Annotated in this window: 17 protein-coding genes; 15 read left to right on the forward strand and 2 right to left on the reverse strand. The window is 62.3% G+C overall.

The features are described from left to right. Position 1: 1 nt before the first annotated feature. Positions 2-676, reverse strand: coding sequence for an NAD-binding protein (locus tag KGJ62_10945; GenBank protein MDE2127097.1), 675 nt, complete (start codon positions 674-676; stop codon positions 2-4). 3 nt (positions 677-679) lie between these two features. After that, positions 680-1,144, reverse strand: a complete 465-nt coding sequence (locus KGJ62_10950; GenBank protein ID MDE2127098.1) for an NAD-binding protein — start codon at positions 1,142-1,144, stop codon at positions 680-682. 164 nt (positions 1,145-1,308) lie between these two features. On the opposite strand from KGJ62_10950, the gene KGJ62_10955 reads away from it, so the two are divergent. The 15 genes from KGJ62_10955 (at position 1,309) to KGJ62_11025 (ending at position 19,082) form a co-directional block, all read left to right on the forward strand. Continuing rightward, positions 1,309-1,878: an isochorismatase family protein gene (locus tag KGJ62_10955; GenBank protein MDE2127099.1), complete on the forward strand. Its 570-nt coding sequence runs from the start codon at positions 1,309-1,311 to the stop codon at positions 1,876-1,878. Between the two features lie 17 nt (positions 1,879-1,895). After that, positions 1,896-3,257 (forward strand): replication-associated recombination protein A, encoded by a 1,362-nt coding sequence (locus tag KGJ62_10960; GenBank protein MDE2127100.1) that lies wholly within the window; start codon positions 1,896-1,898, stop codon positions 3,255-3,257. A 365-nt stretch (positions 3,258-3,622) separates the two neighbouring features. Next, positions 3,623-4,687, forward strand: coding sequence for a hypothetical protein (locus KGJ62_10965; GenBank protein MDE2127101.1), 1,065 nt, complete (start codon positions 3,623-3,625; stop codon positions 4,685-4,687). Continuing rightward, complete coding sequence (ispE, locus tag KGJ62_10970) at positions 4,684-5,610, forward strand: 4-(cytidine 5'-diphospho)-2-C-methyl-D-erythritol kinase (protein MDE2127102.1); 927 nt, start codon at positions 4,684-4,686, stop codon at positions 5,608-5,610. The genes KGJ62_10965 and ispE overlap by 4 nt, the downstream gene beginning before the upstream one ends. After that, positions 5,598-6,425 carry a nucleotidyltransferase family protein gene (locus KGJ62_10975; GenBank protein MDE2127103.1) on the forward strand — a complete coding sequence of 276 codons (828 nt, stop codon included), beginning with the start codon at positions 5,598-5,600 and terminating at the stop codon, positions 6,423-6,425. The genes ispE and KGJ62_10975 overlap by 13 nt, the downstream gene beginning before the upstream one ends. Next, entirely contained in the window at positions 6,422-7,264 is an 843-nt protein-coding gene (locus KGJ62_10980) for a serine hydrolase (GenBank protein ID MDE2127104.1), read from the forward strand. The genes KGJ62_10975 and KGJ62_10980 overlap by 4 nt, the downstream gene beginning before the upstream one ends. A 35-nt stretch (positions 7,265-7,299) precedes the next feature. Further along, positions 7,300-8,118 (forward strand): serine/threonine protein phosphatase, encoded by an 819-nt coding sequence (locus tag KGJ62_10985; protein MDE2127105.1) that lies wholly within the window; start codon positions 7,300-7,302, stop codon positions 8,116-8,118. 65 nt (positions 8,119-8,183) lie between these two features. Further along, entirely contained in the window at positions 8,184-10,067 is a 1,884-nt protein-coding gene (locus KGJ62_10990; GenBank protein MDE2127106.1) for a heme o synthase, read from the forward strand. 673 nt (positions 10,068-10,740) lie between these two features. After that, positions 10,741-11,484 carry a cytochrome c3 family protein gene (locus KGJ62_10995; protein ID MDE2127107.1) on the forward strand — a complete coding sequence of 248 codons (744 nt, stop codon included), beginning with the start codon at positions 10,741-10,743 and terminating at the stop codon, positions 11,482-11,484. Positions 11,485-11,489: 5 nt separating this feature from the next. Then, the gene (locus KGJ62_11000) at positions 11,490-14,540 is read left to right on the forward strand and encodes a TAT-variant-translocated molybdopterin oxidoreductase (GenBank protein MDE2127108.1); all 3,051 of its coding nucleotides are present in this window, start codon (positions 11,490-11,492) and stop codon (positions 14,538-14,540) included. A 48-nt stretch (positions 14,541-14,588) separates the two neighbouring features. Beyond that, positions 14,589-16,028: a polysulfide reductase NrfD gene (gene nrfD / locus KGJ62_11005; protein ID MDE2127109.1), complete on the forward strand. Its 1,440-nt coding sequence runs from the start codon at positions 14,589-14,591 to the stop codon at positions 16,026-16,028. Positions 16,029-16,059: 31 nt separating this feature from the next. Continuing rightward, positions 16,060-16,683 (forward strand): DUF3341 domain-containing protein, encoded by a 624-nt coding sequence (locus KGJ62_11010; protein ID MDE2127110.1) that lies wholly within the window; start codon positions 16,060-16,062, stop codon positions 16,681-16,683. After that, entirely contained in the window at positions 16,680-17,393 is a 714-nt protein-coding gene (locus KGJ62_11015; GenBank protein MDE2127111.1) for a cytochrome c, read from the forward strand. Before KGJ62_11010 ends, KGJ62_11015 begins: the two co-directional genes overlap by 4 nt. Positions 17,394-17,398: 5 nt before the next feature. Beyond that, entirely contained in the window at positions 17,399-18,577 is a 1,179-nt protein-coding gene (locus KGJ62_11020) for a hypothetical protein (GenBank protein ID MDE2127112.1), read from the forward strand. Beyond that, complete coding sequence (locus tag KGJ62_11025; GenBank protein ID MDE2127113.1) at positions 18,570-19,082, forward strand: hypothetical protein; 513 nt, start codon at positions 18,570-18,572, stop codon at positions 19,080-19,082. The genes KGJ62_11020 and KGJ62_11025 overlap by 8 nt, the downstream gene beginning before the upstream one ends. The last annotated feature ends 11 nt before the right edge of the window (positions 19,083-19,093 follow it).

Below are 19,093 nucleotides of genomic sequence, written 5' to 3' on the forward strand. Positions count from 1 at the left end.
ATCAGCTGCCGCTCCGCACCGTTTCTGCGAAGAGGTCACGCAGTTCATGTTCCAGCTCGGCATTTACCAGGGCAATAACGCTGTCGCCGGCGCGCACAACGGTCTCGGGCGACGGAAGTACCGCACGCGTATCGCGAATAACGCACACGATGAGCGCGTCCTTGGGCAGTGCGAGGTCGGCGACCGGGCGATCGGCGACGGGCGACCGGTTGCTGATCTCAATCTCAACGATCTCGATATTACCGCCTTGCAGCGCCGCGAGGGGTATCACCTCTCCGCCACCCACTTCCTGTTCGATCAGGTTGTAGATGATTTTGGTGGAGCTGACGGTGGCGTCGATACCCAGCTCCTTGAAGAGCACTTCATTCCGTGGATCGTTCACGCGTGAGATGGTGCGCGGTACGCGATGCTCCATTTTCGCCATCTGGCAAACGACCAGGTTATCGTCGTCGCTGCCCGTGACGGCTACTACCACATCGGCGCGGGCGAAGCCGGCATCCTGCTGCTGTGCCACTTCACAACCATCACCCTGCATCACGATCTCACCCAACTCTTCCGAGACGGTGCGGTACCGTGGGCGATCCTTTTCCAGCAGCAGCACTTCGTGGTGCGCTGCGGCCAGAGTTTTGGCCAGATAGTAACCGACATTGCCGGCTCCGACAATAATCACATACATGGTCTATTGGGCGTGCGAGGTGTAGTTCTTGACGTAATCGGCGGAGAAATCGCTGGTGAGGCCCCAGTCATCGGTTTCGACGAACTGCTTCAGAAGGCCGCTTGCGATTGTGGTGCTGCAAAGCGTAATGATACCCATCTGGCGGTACCGATCGGCACGGATCGGGTCGTAGATTCGCGCGATCACCTTTCCGATTTTGAACCGGTAGCGGGCGATCTGCGCCGCCATGATGTTGCGGTTATCGCCCTGCGTGACCGCAATAAACACGTCGGCCGCGGGCACGCCGGCCGCGCGCATCACATCTTCATCAATGCCGTTGCCGATAACGCGGCGGCCCTTGTAGCGCGCGCCTAAACGGCGGAATGCATCGCTCTGCTGATCGATGACGGTAACCTCGTGGCCGTCATCAAACAGCATCCGTGCAAGCGTGGATCCCACGCGGCCGCACCCGAGTATCACAACGTTCACGCTACCGGTACCTCCTCAGCCGCCCGCAGCCGCCACTGTTGGGCAGTGTGCTTGAGTGTACTATAACGCCGCGCCTGCGCGCTCAACCCCTGCCAAAACGGCGGTGATTACCGTATCCTTAGTCCGGATGTTCTTCGCAAGCGGCATGCATTCAGGAGGTTGTCATGACGGAACCTGTTCGGGCAAAGGGACTGCTGGGCGCTGCCGGCACGGTGCTGGTTGTTGTGGATATGCAGGCGCCTTTTCTGGCGCCGATCTTCGAGCGGGAGCGTGTGGAGGCCAACGTACAACTGCTGTTGCAGTCGCTGCCGCTGTTTGGCGTGCCGGTCATGGCCACCACTCAGTATCAGGCACGCATGGGCGATACCATTCCGGCGCTGAAGGAACTGCTGCCGCCGGAAACGCCGGTGTTGGACAAACTTGCATTCAGCTGCGCCGGCAATCCGCAGTTTACTGCAACTCTGGCGGCGATGTCTCGGCGCCAGATACTGCTTTGCGGAATCGAAACGCACATCTGCGTCAGCCAGACCGCGCATGACCTGCTGGCCCTCGGCTACGAGGTTCACGTTGCCGGGGACGCCGTCTCCTCACGCGCAAAGCTGAACTGGCGGCTGGGTCTGCAGAAAATGGCGGCATCGGGGGCGGTCATCACTTCGGCAGAAGCGGCCGTATACGAGGTGATGGAACGCGCCGGCACGCCGGAGTTCAAGCGCGTCATACCCTTTGTGAAATAGGTATGGAGGATCACGCCATGCGCCGTGGCGACGCGGGCGACGTGGATGGTGAGCCGGCGCTTTTCGTTGAGGAGCCGGAATCCGACTTCGATGCGAGTGCCTCTGCCGGCGCGCCGCTGGCTGCGCGCATGCGGCCACGCACGCTGGACGAACTGGTCGGCCAGGAGTCGATTGCGGGAGCCGGCAGCCAGTTGCGCCGCGCCATCGAACAGGATCGCGTCTCATCGATCATCCTTTGGGGACCTCCAGGAAGCGGCAAGTCGACCCTGGCCCGGATCGTTGCTCGCCACACGCGAGCCTGGTTTCAGGAGTACAGCGCCGTTACCACCGGCGTGGCCGATGTCCGTCGCGTTATAGCGGCTGCGGCCGAGCGGCGTCGTAAACTGGACCGGCGCACCATCCTCTTCATCGACGAGATCCATCGCTGGAACAAGGCCCAGCAAGATGCGCTGCTGCCGCATGTGGAGAGCGGCGCGATCTCGCTGATCGGCGCCACAACCGAAAATCCCTACTTCGAGATCAACGGCCCGCTTCTTTCACGGGTCCGTCTGTTCCGGCTCCAGCCGCTCACCGAACCCGATCTGCTGGCGCTGCTGAAACGGGCGATGGCCGACAAGGATCGCGGACTCGGCGCGCTTTCGCTCACTGCCAACGAGGATGCGCTCGAACACCTGGCGCGGATCGCCGGCGGCGACGCGCGTCGCGCTTTGACGGCCCTTGAAGCGGCATCGGCCGCTTGCATGACCTTGCCGGAAGCGGAAGGCCGGCTCACGCTGAAACTGGTGGAAGAGGCGGCGCAGCAGCGAGCGGCGCGATACGACCGCACCGGCGATGAGCACTACGACACGATCTCGGCATTTATCAAGAGCATCCGCGGATCGGACCCGGACGCGGCGATCTACTGGCTGGCAAAGATGCTGGATGCCGGCGAGGATATCCGGTTTATTGCGCGCCGGCTGGTGATTTTGGCGTCGGAAGACGTGGGTAATGCCGCTCCATCCGCGCTTACCCTGGCGAATAGCGCCGCGCAGGCCGTGATGTTCGTCGGCTTGCCGGAGGCACAGTTGATTCTCGCTCACGCGACGATCTATCTGGCATGCGCGCCAAAAAGCAATCGTTGCACGCTGGCGCTAAGCGCTGCCCGGGCGGAGATCGAGTCGAACGGCGCCGGTCCGGTACCAACGGCGCTCCGCTCGTCGGGCTCCGACGGGTTGTACCTCTACCCACATGACTTCCCCGGCGCCTGGGTGGCGCAGGAGTACCTGCCGGCTATTGCCGTCGGAAAGCGTTTTTACCATCCGGGATCTGAGGGCGCGGAACTGGAGATTGGGCGAAGGCTGGAACAGCGACGAGGTAAGGCGCATAACCCGGAGAGCTAGGTGGCAGGCGCTAACAGGAGCTCGGATACCATCATATTAGTTCGCTGCCTGGTGGCGCCCGCTTCACCTGCGTTCCGGTATAATCGCTGATTGTTATGCGTTCCAACCGTGGCGCCAGGCCGCGCCCCTCATTGCGTTTTCGCGGTCGGATACCCCTGTGGTACGTCGCTTTGGCGGGGCAATTCGCCAGCGGCATGCCAGTTGCGGCGCTAGCGCGCCCGACCCAGCCGCCGGCGCCGGGCTGGCACATACAGATCCTCTATTTTGGATGCCCTGCCGCAGTCGGTCGGCCAGGTAAGCCCGTATCGATGCTTTGCGTCCTGCAAAACACCGGCTCTGCCAGCCTGCCCGCGGGGAGTCTCAGGGTGCAGTGCTCACCGGCGTTTGGTATGGATTACACCAGCGGAAACACCCGGCCGATGCTCCCCGCTTTACCCGCCGGGCAGGCAGTGGCCTTTCGCTGGACGTTCGACGCCAACACGGACGGCGCTCCCATGGCGGCGTCTGCGATCCTGAAGCCGGCGGCTCTGCCTGACCCGACAGCGATCAACCTGAACGCAGCAGAGGCGCTCAGCACACGCGCGGTGCCGCCGGCGATTGCCGATCCGCCGGTGCTGCCCGCTACCATTGGCCTTGCTGAAGTGCCGATGCTGGCTGCGCAAGGGGCCGGTGAGACGCTCAACGGCCCGGTGACGGGCATACCCTGGGCGCGAACCGCCGGCGGCATCGGCGCCATTGGCAACGGCCTGCTCCGTGTACGGGTATCTGCCTGTCGAAACGGCGCGGCACTGCTCTCTCTGGACTCCGGCTCCGGAGCAGCCTGGAACGCAGCGGCATACGCCTGTGGCGTGATCCGGGTGTGTACCGCCAGCCCGGGTCAGAGCGCGTGGTGGCGGAGGTTCACGGTTGCGACGCTGGCGGCATCCGAAACCCCCGATTCAGCGGTGCTCACGCTCCACGGAAAAGTGGGTAGAGGCTGGAACGCCATAATCACGCTGACCGTCACCCGCGATACCGGGGTAATCCAGGGGCAGGTACAGTTGACGGCCGTAAGGAACATGGAGCTTGCCACGCTCCAACTCCCGATGCTCTATCCGGCAAACGCAGACTCGCTGCTGAACGCGCCAGTTGGCGTGCCGCAGCCGGTACCGATCCCGGCGGAAGAGCCAATCGGCGCACGACTGGCGATGGTGAAGGATGGCAGCGCGACGGCGCTTTCATGGAGCGCCACTCCGCCGCTGCCGGGTTGGACCGCGCAGCCGGTTGAGCCGGCTACCTCGTCCATACCCGCGCCCTCGGGCGTGGAGTGGTCGGCCGGCGTCACGCCGGTAGGTGTAAACCCGGGAACCTCCATCACGATCCCATTCCGATTGCTGGTGCTGCCCGGCGCTAATGCCGCCGCGGAAGCGCCACGGCTTGTGCAGCCGTGACGAACGCCGTAACGCTTCAGTGCCCTGCCAAGGTGAACTTTACGCTCGACGTCCTCAGCCGGCGCCAGGATGGATACCACGGAGTTGAGACGCTCCTGCAGTCGATATCGCTCGCCGACAGGCTGACCATCGAGCCGGCCGCAGCTGGAATACGAATGGAGTGCTCCGGCCCCGCAAGCGCGGGCGTGCCGGTCGATGGCCGCAACCTGGCATGGAAGGCGGTGCTGGGCGCGTGGCGCGCGGCGCGAGGCGACTCGGCGATGCCCGGCCTGATGCTGCGTCTGGAGAAACACGTGCCGCCGGAAGCTGGGCTTGGCGGTGGCAGCAGCGATGCCGCCGGCGCCCTGACCGCAGCCAACCACCTGATGCGCCTGGAGCTGGACAACAGAACACTGACCGGGCTGGCGGCGGAGCTTGGATCGGACGTACCGTTTTTTCTCCACGGCGGCTTTGCAGCTGCTTCGGGACGTGGAGAGCGCATTCAGGAGCTGCCCGATCTGCCGACCTTGTGGCTGGTCGTTGTAAAACCGCCCGTCCACAGCAGCACGGCCACGGCCTACCGGGCGCTGGATGCTGTGCCGCAGCGCAAGAGCCATCGTGCAACACAGGTTATGCAGGCGGCGGCGGCAAACAAGGACTGGAATCGGTTGATATCGGGAATGTGCAACGACTTTGAACCTGCCGTCTTCAACGACCTGCCCGCGGCGGCGGCAGCACGCGACGACCTCGTGATGGCCGGTGCGATCACCGCTCACCTCTGCGGCAGCGGCTCGGCCGTATACGGCGTTGCCGCGTCGGAAGCCGACGCTGCGGCAATATCCGCAAGCGTGCGCCGTAGGTATTCGCTGGTCTACACCGCACGAACTCTCTCGCGCAGCGAAGCGAGCTTTCACCCTGGTGAGGAGAGTGGATGGGTGAGCTGAAGGCAAGCAGCGAAGGAATCCCGGTTGTGGTGCTCGCGGGCGGCAAGTCCAGGCCGGAACTGGCTGCCGCTACCGGCGCGGAGTCGCGGGCAAATGTGAAGCTGGGCGGCATCGCCCTGCTGGACCGCGTTCTTGCGGCGCTGAGCGCGGCGCGCTCCGGCGGCGCTCCGCTTGGCGCCGTCATTGTGGTCACGAGCGCGGCAAATCCTCCGGACTGCACTCTGGTTGCCGACGCCGGTGGCTTCGTGGAGAATCTGTTTGCCGGCCTATCGGCCGCCGGAGCCGCGGAGAGCTGTCTGATCTCCACATGCGATATACCGTTCGTCACCGCCGGCGCTATCACCCACCTGACGGAAAACGCAGGGCGGCTGCTGATAGAGGGCGAGGCAGACCTGGTCTGGCCGATCGTACCGGTAGCGACCTGTTACGAGAAGTACCCGGGCGTAAAGCGCACTGCCATCAAGGTACGCGAAGGGCAGTTTACCGGCGGCAACATGATGTTGGCCCGTCCCGCAGCATTGCTGGCCAAGCGCAGCCGGATTGCCCAGGTTTACGGTGCACGCAAGAGCCCGCTTCGCCTTGCCATGATGCTGGGTCCCTCGGCGGTGGCTCGGCTTGCGGTTTCGCAGACGGCGGCGCCCGGCGCGCTCCCACTGGCATGGCTGGAGCGCCGCGCATCTGCGATCATCGGAGCGCGAGCTCGAGCCCTGATTTCGCCGTACGCGGAGTTGGCCACCGACCTGGACCGTGCAAGTGATTTTGAGGCGGCTGAGGCGTTTATACGGCGAGACTCCGGAGAGGCGGGAGCTGAATGATGACCGACGGCCGTGATGACGCCTGGTTGGATGCCGCGATTGAGCGCGAGGAAGCGCGCTGCGGTGGCGAGATATCGCTGGAGGCGCGCAGCCTGACCGGCACGTTCGCCGCAAGCCGCCATGCAGCCCGTCAAGTGACTTCTGCAAGCGTGGTGAAGTTGCCAATCCTTCTGGCGGCGGCGCTGCTGGTGGAGCGAGGCTCGGTTGGCTGGACCGACCAACTGGAGCTCCGCGATGATGGCAAGGTGCCCGGCTCCGGTGTGCTGACACAACTCACACCCGGCTTGACGCTCTCGTTGAGAGATGCCTGCTGCCTGATGACCACCGTTTCGGACAACACAGCCACCAATCTGGTGATCGATCACGTTGGTCTAGATCGAATCAACCAGGAGATCGAACGGTTTGGCCTTGCTGGGACCCGGGTCTTTCGAAAGGTGTTCCACGATGACGACCCTGCGAAGCCCAATCCGTTCGGTTTCGGCGTGGTTACCGCGCGCGACATGGCGCTTCTACTTTCGCAGCTTCATACCGGCCAGGGAATGTCGCCCGGGTCGCGCACCGAAATGTTGAAGATGCTTGAGCAGCAGTACTACCGTGACGGCATTCCACGGCTGCTTCCGGATGGCTGGAGTTACGCCGGCAAGACCGGCGCCGTGGACGACGTTCGAAACGATGTGGGCCTGGTGACTTCGCCAGCCGGCGGCTGCATGGCGCTTGCCATATTCGTGCAGAAGCTGCCAAAAGTGCTCTGGACTGCCGACAACCCCGGCCTGCTTGCAATTGCCAACCTCGCCCGCGAGATATGTGGTCGCTGCTCCGAGGCGGGCGCCGATGGCTGAAGCGCAGAGACAGATCGACGGATGGACGCGATCCGTTGAGTGAATTGCAGCCGTGCCCGAATCCGGAGATGCTCGTCGCCATTGGTGATATCCACGGCATGGGAATGATGCTGCGCGACCTGATTCGCCGCATCGAAGCGCTAGGGCTTCCGCCCGAGACGCCCTGGGTGTTTTTGGGAGATTACGTAGACCGCGGCGAGGATTCGGCGGGCGTGTTGAACACCCTGCTTGAGTTGCAGACGCAGCGGCCGGACACGATCTTCCTGCGCGGCAACCACGAACAGCTGATGCTCGACGCCGGCGATGCGTCACGAAGGCTGGTGCATACCGACCCCGGCATGCTGGTTTCGGCCTCCGACGCCATGCAACACTGGCTGCAGAACGGTGGCAGCGAAACCCTGCTCTCCTACCAGCGCCGATGGACGGACGAAGCGTTGGAGCACTGGTGGGATCAGATACCCGAAGAGCACTGGGAGTTCCTGCGCGCAACGCGGCTGGAGTACATCACGGAGCGTTACCACTTCGTCCACGCCGGTGTGCTGCCACCCGGCGCGAACTGGAACGCCGATGACTTTGGCCTGGACTACCGCCTCTGGATCCGAGAGCCGTTTCTCTCGAGCAAGGCCGATTTTGATGGCCGGGTGGTGGTGTTCGGGCACTCTCCGCAGCGCAATCACCGCCCAATGGTCCGAACCAACAAGATCGGGCTGGATACCGGCGCCGTGTTTCACGGAAAGCTGACGGCTGCCGTGCTCCGTCCCGGACCACAGCGACGACGCCTGCCGGCGCCGCGCATCGTTCAGGCGCCATGGCAGGAAACGCCCGTACCGGAACTGCCTTTTGATGACGAGTAGTGGAGCGAGGTGCGGCAGTATTGGCAGGGGTATACTCAGGGCATCGAAGGTATGAGGTTTTGCGGATGACGCGCGCCCGATTCGCCAGGTTTGCCTGGGCGGTGCTTGCCTACAACCTGGCCGTGATTATGTGGGGCGTGCTCGTCCGCGCAACCGATTCCGGCGCCGGCTGCGGCGACCACTGGCCGCTGTGCGACGGCGCTGCCGCCGCGTCGCCATCGTTTGCCCACATCGTTGAGCTGACGCATCGCATCTCCGTCGGCATCGGCATTGCACTGGTCTCGCTGCTGGTATTGGGCGCCTTCCGGATCTTCCCACGCAAGCATCGGGTGCGGCTCGCTGCCGTGATCGCCTTCTCCTTCACCATGTCGGAGGCCGTTATCGGAGCGGCTCTGGTGCTGTACAAACTGGTGCAGCACAACCCATCTATCTATCGTGCCGTCGCGCTGTCGGGGCACCTCAGCAACACCTTTATCCTGCTGGCCGGGCTGACGCTAACCGCCTGGTGGGCATCCGGCGCTCCTGCGATCCGATTGCGTCAGCAGGGCGATATGACGTGGGCGCTGCTCATCGCCCTTGCCGGCGCCATGCTGTTGGGCATCAGCGGTACCGTGGCTGCGCTGGGCGATACGCTCTATCCCGCACACAGCCTCGCGCAGGCGCTTCAGCAGGACCTCTCTCCCACGGCCACGGTTCTCATCCGCCTGCGCCTGCTGCACCCGCTCATCGCGCTGTCTGTTGGCCTCTACCTGCTGCTCACGGCGGGGTTGGTCAGCCATTTGCGCCCCTCAGAGGCCACGCAGAAGTACAGCGGTGGTATCGTTGTCATCTTTTTAATCCAGATGTGCCTGGGCATCACGAACGTGCTGCTGCAGGCCCCGATATGGATGCAGCTGGCCCACCTGCTGGTTGCCGACCTGCTGTGGATCGACCTTGTGCTGCTGTCGGCGGCTGCCCTCGCGGAGGGCGTTCCGCACCGGGAAACCTCGAGGCGCGCAGCGGACCCGGCGGGCCATCACCCCGCCGGCTGGCGCGATTATGTAGCGCTTACAAAGCCGCGGGTCATCAGCCTGCTGCTGCTGACCACGCTGGCGGCGATGTATATGGCAGGACGGCCTTCGCTGTGCCTGGTCCTTGCCGTGGCAGGCGGCGGCTATCTTGCTGCCGGCGCTGCAAACACGTTCAATATGGTGATTGACCGCGACATCGATGGCGTGATGGTGCGTACACAGCAGCGGCCTGTAGTTACCGATACCATTACATCCCTGCAAGCGCTCCGCTTCGCCTTTATGCTGGAAGTGGTCTCGTTTACGCTGCTGTGGGCCGCCGCCAACCTGTTGACCGCCGTGTTGGCTCTGGCCGGCCTGGCGGTTTACGTACTTGTCTACACGCTGGGCCTGAAGCGGCGTACATGGCACAATATCGTGATCGGCGGTGCCGCCGGCGCTTTTCCCCCACTGGTTGGGTGGGCGGCGGTAGCGGGTCATCTCGACCTGATGGCATGGTGCCTGTTTGCTATAATCTTTGTATGGACGCCGGTCCACTTCTGGGCTCTGGCGCTGCTGATCAAAGACGACTATGCATCGGTTGGCGTGCCGATGCTGCCGGTAGTGCGCGGCGACCGTGTCACCGTGGTGCAGATTCTGGGTTATGCCGTGTTGACATGCGTGGTCTCCATGGCGGGTGTGGTGGTGCTGATCCATACCGCGGCGGCCGGCGGTGGCTGGCTGCCGGCGTCTATTGGCGGGCTGGTATCAACAGCGGCCGGTAAGATGGATATCGGACTGCTGGCCTGCGCCGCCGTTCTGAACGTGCTGCTTCTTGCTCGAAGTTACCAACTTTGCCGCACGCCGGATCGGCCTCGCGCCTCCTCGCTGTTCCACTACTCCATGGCCTACCTCGCGCTGCTGTTTGTTCTGATGGCAATCGGGCATGCCGCTCATCTTTAGGGCGGCTGGGTAGAAGACGGTTGGCCGCGGTGGATCTTCCAGCTTGCCCTATAGTTGCCAGGCGATCGCGAACCGCCGGCTCGGTCGGATCGGAGGAGTCAAGGGCAACGGCCGAATGCACTCGTGCATACGCAGCTAATGGCCAATGCGTCCGGTGGCCGATTTGCAGCGCCTCGCTCCGTCATAGATGCCTTCCCGCTATCACCCTGAACGCGATGCGCTGCGCCCAGGCAGCGTAAAGGCACCTCAGTGGGCTTGTGCGGGTTCAACAGGCATGAGGACCTGATGTTACAGATGCTTCCGATTGGCTCTGGCAGCAAAAACAGTTACACTGTTTCGACCGGGTTGCACGCACTTTATATGCTATAGTGAATACATCATGCTGGTGAGTGCCCATTCGGCGCTGGGTATTCACCTTCGCTGCCGCTCCACCGGCAGCAGAGTGACCGCGTTCCAGTTCCAACCGTAGTGCGTTCGGTGGCAGGGGGAGTTCTGTTGCCGAACTTCGTGAAATAAAGTACAAATAGCGGCGCCCCTACCAGCGCGCCGACTGCGGTAGGTATAATCCACCCGCCGCAGCCAAATGTTTGGCCGTTTGCCGGCAATCCCCCGGAAGGACGCACGGCCCCGGTACGGCATGTGGCGCCCAGATGAATCGGACAAGGGCTTTTCTATGGCACAGGTATTTCCGCCCGCTGCAAATGTGCTAGCTCGCCTGAGCATTGGTGGCGGCGTGGCACTGGTCGCGGCAACCTTTGTACTCGGCAGCGGAATCACCCGAACCTCGTACAACACCAAGGTCAACGTGCCACTGAATCAGCCGATTCCGTTCAGCCACGAGCACCATGCCACGGAACTTGGCATCGACTGCCGCTACTGCCATACCACGGTGGAGACCTCCGCAACGGCAGGCGTGCCTCCAACACAGACCTGCATGAGCTGCCACTCGCAGATATGGACGAACAGCCCGCTGCTGGAGCCGATCCGCGAGAGCTACCGGACCGGCAAACCCATAGAGTGGAACAAGGTGAACGCCGTACCGGACTTCGTCTACTTCAACCACAGCGTCCACGTCAATGCCGGCCTTAACTGCAATTTATGTCACGGCCCGGTTCAGACCATGCAGCTGACCTACAAGGCGAAGACATTCTTTATGACCTGGTGTCTCGCCTGCCATCGTGATCCGGCGCAGCATGTTGGCGCCCGCTCCAAAGTGTTCAGCGTCTACCAGGACTACCAGCGCGGGATGGTGGATTCCCACGGAAATCCTGTGCCGGACGAGGAAAAATCGCTGCTGCTGGGCGATGGCTATACCCGCGGACCAAACGCTCTGGCAACGGCCAACCACTGGATGGCGGTTTACCACATCGACACCACGCAAAAGCAGCTTACGGACTGCTGGACCTGCCACCGGTAACACTTATGGAGAAGCCATTGCAGCCACGTTTGGATATTACGGGCATCCGTGAGAAGCTTGCCGGACGCACCGGGCGCGATTACTGGCGCTGTTTCGAGGAGATTGCTGAAACTCCGGAGTTTGTTGCGTTTCTTGAAGATGAGTTTCCGCAGCAGGCGCGCCCGCTGAGCCAGCCCGTAGACCGGCGGCAGTTCCTGAAGCTCTCGGGAGCCGGCCTCGCTCTGGCCGGACTCGCCGGCTGCCGGTACCTCCCTCAGCGCAAGATCGTTCCTTACGTGCAGCCACCGGAAGAAGTGGCCGTGGGCAAGCCGTCGTTTTACGCGACCGCCATTTGCGAAGACGGTTTTGCCGTCGGCGCCATCGCCACCAGTCGCGAGGGGCGACCCATCAAGGTGGATGGCAATCCGGCCCACCCCTTCAGCCTGGGCTCTACGGACGCGCTGACGCAGGCTTCGCTGCTGAACCTGTACGACCCCGGCCGCGCGCAGAGTGTGAGCAATGCCGGGCTGATAGCCACATGGGAAGAGTTCACCGCCGCGGCCCGGAACGTGGTTGCCACCGAGAAGGCGGGTAAGGGCGCCGGCATACGGATCCTGACGGAGACGGTGACCTCGCCGACGCTGGCGGCCCAGCTGACGCACATTCTGAACATGTTTCCGGCTGCCCGGTGGCATCAGTACGAGCCGGTGAACCGTGATAACGTTCGAGCCGGCGCCATCGGTGCGTTCGGGCGACCTGTCAACACGATCTACCGCTTCGACAAAGCGAACTGCATCCTGACGCTGGATGGCGACTTTCTGCTGACGATGCCCGGGCACGTACGCTATGCCGGCGATTTCGCAAGTCGGCGGCGCGTTCACGCGGGCGCCACCACCATGAGCCGGCTGTATGCCGTGGAGAGCTGCCCCACCGTCACCGGTTCGATGGCCGATCACCGGCTCCGCTCAACCCAGGCGGGAATTGAGCAGGCGGCCAGGATGATCGCGGCAGCGATGGGCGTGCCCGGTGTACCTGCCCCGGATCCAAACGGCCCGACCTTCGATCAGGGCTGGATAGCAGCGGTGGCGAAGGATTTGCTGGCCAACAAGGGCGCCGCCGTGGTGGTGCCTGGTGACTTTCAGCCGGCGCCGGTTCACGCACTGGCGCACGCGATGAACAGCCTGCTTGGCGCCTTCGGCCAAACGGTGGAACTCACCGATCCGCCACAGGCGAACTGGGTCGACGAACAGGCTTCTCTGAAGCAGTTGGTTGCCGACCTGAACCTCAACCAGGTACGCCTTCTGTTGATTCTGGGCGGCAATCCGGTAATGACCGCACCGGCAGACCTCGAATTTGCGAGCGCGCTGACACGGGCGCCGCTGCGCGCGCACCTGAGCCTGCAGGATGATGAGACCTCTGGCCTGTGCCAGTGGGGGCTGCCGGCTTCTCACTACCTGGAAGCCTGGAGCGATGCGCGCGCGCTGGACGGCACCGTCTCCATTGTTCAGCCGCTGGTCGAGCCGCTGTTTGACACACGCTCGCCCCATGAAGTGCTCTCCTCGATTTTCGATGAGCCGGCAACGGGGTTGGCCACGGTGCGCTCCTATTGGGAACGCACGCGTCCCTCCGCCGAATTTGACGCTTGGTGGGAGAAGACACTTCGAGACGGAATCGTCGACAAGAGCGCACTCGAGCCGCTCTCAGTTAGCCTGGCGGCGAATTGGGCCGCGGACCGGCCATCGATGGCACTGAATACTCCGGGCGGATTGGAGTTGATTTTCCGGCCCGATCCCAATATCTGGGACGGTCGAAACGCCAACAATCCGTGGCTGCAGGAGCTGCCGAAGCCGGTTACGCACCTGGTGTGGGATAACGCGGTGTTTGTCAGCCCCAAAACGGCCGAACGAATGCACCTGGCCACAGGCGACGTAGTGACGCTGGAGTACCGCGGGCATTCGGTGAAGGGACCCATTTCGGTACTGCCCGGTCATGCCGACGGATGCGCTACGGTTCATTTCGGCTACGGGCGCGAGCGTGGCGGCATGGTGGGGCTCAACATTGGATTCAACGCGTTTCAGCTGCTTACTTCCGACGCGCCATTTGGAGGCGCCGGCGCCCAGATAACGCCCACCGGCGACACCTACAGCCTGGTCTCAACACACTCGCGCGACGTGATCAAGTTTGAGCGCGATCCGCTGCAGACGATTACATTTGCCGACTTTTTGCAGAACCCAACCATGGGCCGCAATGAAGAAGCCACGGTGCCGCCCCCCGACGACCAGTCGCTCTATTCCGATGCGCAGCGCACCGACCACGCGTACAGTGGTTTCGGCGACTACCAGTGGGGCATGTCGATTGACAACAACCTGTGCATCGGCTGCAACGCATGCGCGCAGGCCTGCCAGGCAGAGAACAACATTCCAGTCGTCGGCAAAGATCAGGTGCGCCGCGCGAGAGAGATGAACTGGATTCGCATCGACCGGTACTACAAGGGCTCACTGGATGACCCCACCACCTTCTTCACACCGGTACCCTGCATGCAGTGCGAGTTGGCGCCATGCGAGCCCGTCTGCCCGGTCGGCGCCACGGTTCACAGCCATGAAGGGCTGAACATGATGGTCTACAACCGTTGTGTCGGCACCCGATATTGTTCCAACAACTGCCCCTACAAGGTACGGCGCTTTAACTTCTACAAGTACACCGCCGGCCAGCCCGACCATGCTCCCGGCAACTACGATATTCCCATTCTCCGTCTCTCGGCCAATCCCGAGGTTACCATTCGCGGGCGCGGCGTTATGGAGAAGTGCACCTACTGCGTGCAGCGCATCGATAACGCGCGCATTCAGGCGAAGAACGAACTGCGCCAAATCCGGGACGGCGAGATACTTACGGCATGCCAGCAAGCATGCCCCACCAACGCAATCGTGTTCGGCAACATCGCCGATCCGGCCAGCAAAGTATCACAACTGAAGAGTCAGCCGCACAACTACACGCTTCTGGCCGACCTGAATACGCGTCCACGTACCACGTACCTGAGCAAGGTAACCAATCCGAATCCGGAGATAGCAAATGCCTAGGACGCTCTGCCAACAGCGCTCCTCAATCGCAATCGGGGGAGCCGCCTGATGCAGCCGGATCTAACTGCCACGGGTAGCGCGCCCGCGCACGAACAGGGCTGCGACGAGATGATTCTGGGCAGCCACTCCCTGAGGTCGATCGACGAGAAGATCGGCGACATCGTCTTCAACCAGGGCAAGCATCCCGCCGAATGGTTTGTGGTGTTTGGCTTCGCCTTCATTCTCGTCAACGTGATGCTGGTGGCATTCAGCTACCTTATCTTCAAAGGCGTTGGCATCTGGGGCATCAACATCCCGGTGGGATGGGGATTTGCCATCATCAATTTCGTCTGGTGGATCGGAATCGGACACGCCGGCACGCTCATCTCGGCGATTCTGCTCCTGCTCCGCCAACAGTGGCGCAACTCCATCAACCGATTTGCGGAGGCTATGACCATTTTCGCGGTCATGTGCGCCGGCCTGTTCCCGCTATTTCATACGGGCCGTCCGTGGGTGGCCTACTGGCTGTTCCCCTATCCGAGCATACTCGGCGTCTGGCCGCAGTTCCGCAGCCCGCTGGTGTGGGACGTTTTCGCAGTTTCCACGTACATGACGGTCTCGATCCTCTTCTGGTATGTAGGGTTGATACCAGACCTTGGCGGGATGCGTGACCGCGCGCGAAACCCGATCGCAAGGTTCATTTTCGGCGTTCTGGCCGTCGGTTGGCGCAATTCTGCCAAGCACTGGTTCCGGTACGAAACGGCGTACCTTATTCTGGCCGGCCTCTCCACGCCGCTGGTGCTCTCGGTGCACTCCATCGTAAGCCTTGACTTTGCCGTGGCGATCCTGCCGGGCTGGCATACCACCATCTTCCCGCCGTTCTTTGTGGCGGGCGCCGTTTACGCCGGTTTTGCGATGGTGCTTTTGCTGGCGATACCGATCCGGAAGTGGTACCACCTGGAAGAGTTCATCACCGACCTGCACCTGGATTGGTGCGCCAAGGTGATGCTGGCCACAGGCATGGTGGTGTTTTACGGCTATCTGACGGAGCAGTTCTACGCATGGTACGGTGGAGACGTGCACGAGATGGCCACCATGCACAACGTGACGTTTGGCGCATACGCGCCGATCTACATCACGCTGCTGATCTGCAACGGCGTCATTCCACAGTTGTTATGGCTGAAGAAGGTGCGGTACAACCCCATCGCGCTCTTCCTGATATCGCTGGTGGTGAGCTTCGGCATGTGGGTGGAGCGGTTCGTAATCGTTGTGGTTAGCCTGCAGCGCGACTTCTTGCCCGCCATGTTCAGCATGTACTACGGCACGAAGTGGGACTATATGACCTTCTTCGGCACGCTCGGTTTCTTTACGTTTATGATGTTCCTGTTCATCCGCTTCGTTCCGATGATCAACATGGCGGAGATGAAGGACCTGTGGCACCGGATGCATGGTCGCCGGGCGTATGTGGCGGCAGATTCCATGGAGTCGGAGGAGCAGCTCGCAGACTGACCGGTTTGAACCGGTTGGCGGAAACACCGCGATGGAAAACACAGCGACAGCACAACTCTACGGCTTGACTGCCGAGTTCCGTACCGTGGAAGACCTTGCGGCGGCGGCGCGCTCGGCCTACGCCGCCGGATTCCGCAAAATCGATGCCTACACGCCGATGCCCAATCACGAGGTTGTGGAGGCGCTCCATTTTGACGACGCCAGGGTTCCATGGGGAATCTTTATTGCGGGCATCATGGGTGGTTGTTTCGGTTTCGTGATGCAGTGGTGGGTGAACGTGGCCGGCGAGGCGTTCAAGAGCTGGGCCCGGGTGCCCGGGCCGGCCGGATATGTATTGCGGTTTCTGGTGTGGGATTGCAGCTTTCCGGAAAACGTGGGGGGCAGGCCCTACTTCAGTTGGGTAAGCTTCATCCCCATCACGTTTGAATGCACCATCCTGTTTGCCGCGCTATTCGCCGTGTTCGGCTGCGTCTTCGGCCTGAACGGCTTACCGCGACCGTACCACTCGATCTTCAATGCGCCCGGCTTCGACAGAGCGTCCTCCGATCGGTTCTTCCTCTGCATCGAGGCGAACGATCCGAACTTTGACCGGCGCGCCACCTGGGGCTTTCTTGAAACGCTGAACGCCGACGCCATCGCCGAGGTGCCGGCATGACGCTCACCTTGATGCGGCGGCGTGGAACCGGAGCACGCGCGGTGCTGTTGATGGCCACCGCGGCGTTTTCATTGGGCGTGGTCGGCTGTCACATCGATATGTGGGAGCAGGAGAAGGTGAAGGCGCAGGCGCCGAGCGACTTCTTTGCCAACGGTCAGGGAGATCGGCCGTTGCCCGCCGGCACCGTGGCTCGGGCTGAGCCCTACAACCAGCTCTGGGCAGTGAACCCCGTTGTGAACAACGATATTCGCGTGGGCAATCCGATGTATACCGGCGTGAACGCGGCCGGCAAGCCAATCGACTACATACCGGATGAAGCGCTGCACGCGTTTCCAAGTTTCAAGGCGTTTCTGCAGCGCGGGCAGAGCCGCTTCAATATATTCTGCACACCGTGCCACAGCAAGATCGGAGATGGCAAGGGCATGATTGCGCTCCGTGGCTTCGCCCTGAGCCGGCCGCCGGCCTCGTATCATACAGACCGCCTGCGGAAGACGGCCCTTGGACAGTTCTATCTGACGATGACAAATGGATACGGTGCCATGTTCAGTTATGCGGCACGCATAACCCCGGTTGATCGGTGGGCGATTGCGGCGTATATTCGTGTTCTGCAGCGCAGCGAGTACTCGCCGGTTTCACTGGTGCCACCAGATGCGCAGAGTCAGCTGGGCCAAACCTACAACGCGCCGGCCGCGGCCCCGGTGCAGGAGTAATGCCGGTGCCGAATTTGCCTACTGGTTTTCGCAAATTGGGCCAGGCAGCGCCGATTCTGGCGCTGGTAGGCGCAGCTATTTTTGCAGTCGGCTTCATGGCCGCCAGGACGGATACGCTGGACCAGTTTTGGCAGGCCTACTTTTACGGCTGGCTTTTCTGGACCACGATTTCGCTTGGCTGCATGCTGTGGATGCTGGTTTTGCACACGGTAAAGGCCAAATTCGCATTTCCCGTGATAAGGCCGTTTGAAGTCGGCGCAACGATGCTGCCGCTGATGTTTGTACTTCTGATACCGATATTGGCCTTTGGCCTACCCTATCTATACCCCTGGGTGAACCACGTCCAGGTAGCGGCAAGCGTGCCGATGGCGCACCGCGCCGGCTATATGAATCCGGCCTGGTTCGCCATCAGAAACATCTTTTACTTCGCCCTGTTCGGGGCGATTACGTGGCTGCTGCGCCAATCCTCGAAACGGCAGGATAGTTCCGGTGATTTTGCCGAGAGCTGGTTTCGTTCGAGCGTGGCCGCGGTAAGCGTCGTCCTTTTCGTGCTTACCGTGACTCTGGCGATCACCGACTGGGTGATGTCGCTGGACCCGCTCTGGTTCTCAACAATCTACGGCTTCTTGTGGTGCGACTATGCCGGCCTGGGAGCCATGGCGCTTATCTGCGCCATGGTTGGCCTTCAATCTCGCGGCGAGCCATACCGCAGCGCGATGGATTATGATGTGACGCGTGACCTGGGCAACCTGCTTTTCCTGTTCATCATGGTATGGGGTTACTTTTCATTCTCGCAGTGGATCATCGTCTGGAGCGGCAACCTGCCGCACGAGATTCACTACTTCCTGATCCGTAACCAGGGCCAGCTGCTTCCCCTGGGAGCATTCATCGTGGTGGGCGAGTTCTTCGTGCCCTTCATCGCGCTGCTCTCCAGCCGGCTGAAGCGGACACCCAGAATGCTCGCCGGCATCTCACTGTGGATATTGATGATGCGCGTGCTTGAGCTGCATTGGGTGGTGATGCCGATGTGGCACCCCTATGTGCTGAACGTCACGGCGCTCGAAGTCGGCGCCTGGCTGGCATTTGCCGGCATCTGGTTCACGGCGTTCTCCATCGAGTTGAAACGAGCCGGCGTTGTGCCGCGACACGCAACCGCAGTGATGGAGGTGGCGCAGCATGCCTGAGCACCATGCTCCCGTAACGCCCATTCCGGGCGCACGCTATGAGGAGCGCGATATTGATCTCGGCGCGATCATCCGGTGGGTGATCGGCCTGTTTGTGGCAATGGGCTTTTCGGGTGCGGTGGCGCTCGGCATCTACCACCTGTTGGTGCAGCATTCCGCCGTGAATCCGTACGTAATCGCCGCACCGACCATGGCGCCGCCCGCGCCGGTCATCCAGGCGTATCCGCTGGAGGATATCCGGCAGTTCCGCCTGCACGAAGATCACGAGCGCCAGACGTACAAGTGGGTGAACCAGCAGAAGGGTGTTGTGCGCATTCCCATCGCCACGGCTCTGGCGATGGTGGCCGCGGAAGGGCCCGCCGCGCTGACCTCCAAGGCCGCGAGTACGCTGAATCCGCCGGCGGCCGCGCCGGAGCCGTCCGCCTCAGGGACAACGGGCAGCGCAACGCCGGGAGCGCCGACACAGCAGGCGCCTGTGTCGCAGCCCGGTACGGGCGGTCCGTAGCCGCCGGAATG

This window comes from Armatimonadota bacterium (genome assembly GCA_028871815.1).
GTDB lineage: Bacteria > Armatimonadota > Chthonomonadetes > Chthonomonadales > Chthonomonadaceae > REEB205.

Coding starts and splice junctions, on each gene's coding strand:
- KGJ62_10955 (MDE2127099.1), top strand. CDS start 1,309: ATGACGGAACCTGTTCGGGCAAAGGGACTGCTGGGCGCTGCCGGCACG.
- KGJ62_11025 (MDE2127113.1), top strand. CDS start 18,570: ATGCCTGAGCACCATGCTCCCGTAACGCCCATTCCGGGCGCACGCTAT.
- KGJ62_11000 (MDE2127108.1), top strand. CDS start 11,490: ATGGAGAAGCCATTGCAGCCACGTTTGGATATTACGGGCATCCGTGAG.
- KGJ62_10960 (MDE2127100.1), top strand. CDS start 1,896: ATGCGCCGTGGCGACGCGGGCGACGTGGATGGTGAGCCGGCGCTTTTC.
- KGJ62_11010 (MDE2127110.1), top strand. CDS start 16,060: ATGGAAAACACAGCGACAGCACAACTCTACGGCTTGACTGCCGAGTTC.
- KGJ62_10945 (MDE2127097.1), bottom strand. CDS start 676: ATGTATGTGATTATTGTCGGAGCCGGCAATGTCGGTTACTATCTGGCC.
- KGJ62_10975 (MDE2127103.1), top strand. CDS start 5,598: ATGGGTGAGCTGAAGGCAAGCAGCGAAGGAATCCCGGTTGTGGTGCTC.
- KGJ62_11015 (MDE2127111.1), top strand. CDS start 16,680: ATGACGCTCACCTTGATGCGGCGGCGTGGAACCGGAGCACGCGCGGTG.
- KGJ62_10980 (MDE2127104.1), top strand. CDS start 6,422: ATGATGACCGACGGCCGTGATGACGCCTGGTTGGATGCCGCGATTGAG.
- KGJ62_10990 (MDE2127106.1), top strand. CDS start 8,184: ATGACGCGCGCCCGATTCGCCAGGTTTGCCTGGGCGGTGCTTGCCTAC.
- KGJ62_10995 (MDE2127107.1), top strand. CDS start 10,741: ATGGCACAGGTATTTCCGCCCGCTGCAAATGTGCTAGCTCGCCTGAGC.
- nrfD (MDE2127109.1), top strand. CDS start 14,589: ATGCAGCCGGATCTAACTGCCACGGGTAGCGCGCCCGCGCACGAACAG.